This is a genomic window from Phocaeicola coprophilus DSM 18228 = JCM 13818 (assembly GCF_000157915.1).
In the GTDB taxonomy this organism is placed as follows: domain Bacteria; phylum Bacteroidota; class Bacteroidia; order Bacteroidales; family Bacteroidaceae; genus Phocaeicola; species Phocaeicola coprophilus.
Genome location: NZ_EQ973653.1, coordinates 1 through 862 on the forward strand (window position 1 = coordinate 1; position 862 = coordinate 862).

Annotated in this window: 1 protein-coding gene; it reads right to left on the bottom strand. The window is 37.2% G+C overall.

Features of this window, described 5'->3' with window-relative positions:
- Positions 1-19: 19 nt before the first annotated feature.
- Positions 20-862 (bottom strand): hypothetical protein (locus tag BACCOPRO_RS18150; protein ID WP_008145496.1); only part of this gene is annotated, 843 nt, incomplete at its 5' end.

Genomic DNA, 862 nt, shown 5'->3' on the forward strand with positions numbered 1-862 from the left:
TTTTCATGAGATGATTCGTTTAAAAATCTTTGACTTTGATTCTAAATAATACGGGGTTGTCATCTTCTTTTAACGACGAACAGATTTGATCCCAGGCCGGATATTTCTGTTGAAGTGTTTCCCGGTCTGCTGCAGATAGACGTTGATATCCCTTCATTAAAATGCGGGGGCTTATTTCCCAAATGATGTCGTTCCCATCCATATTATGCGGAATCCGTTTGCCGGTAACTGTTATTACATTTCCTTTGAGATACATATCATCTACAAGTTTTTTGGCGGTCATTATTTTCTTTGACCGTTTTGAATAGAGGGATAAATAACCTTTGTAGGCTTTGTCGGTGATCCCTATATAAAGAAAGTCATCACCGGCTCCGATAGAAGAGGTTTTCAAATAGTCATCCAAATGGCTGAGCTTTTTCTCCCAACTTAAACAGTCATCTTTCGGATCAACTGGTATATCCGGAAGTTTTTTAGGTGCATAATCAATGTAATAGGCACTCGCAATCTTTTGCATGTCTGGAGAAATTGAATAAATGGTATCACAAAACGAATAGATCAAGTAGTAACAACTATCGGAAGGAACAAGCCCGCGCCATGTTTTTAGAAACTGAGATTTTAAGATTTCTTTTTCACCTGGATCAAAAAAGAAGTCCAGTTTACTACCGTTGTCATTTACTTTTACAAGCAGGTGCTTTTGAGGGAAAAGAGGAACTCCCAAATAGGCGTGATCTTTTGTTGGTAGTATTTCAAATAATGCAAAATCACCTTCAGCCCGAGGAAATTCACTCTTGGAAGTATACAGAAATTTACCTTCTGTATTAAAATGTAATAATTGTTTATAATCTGCAAGGACGATATGATC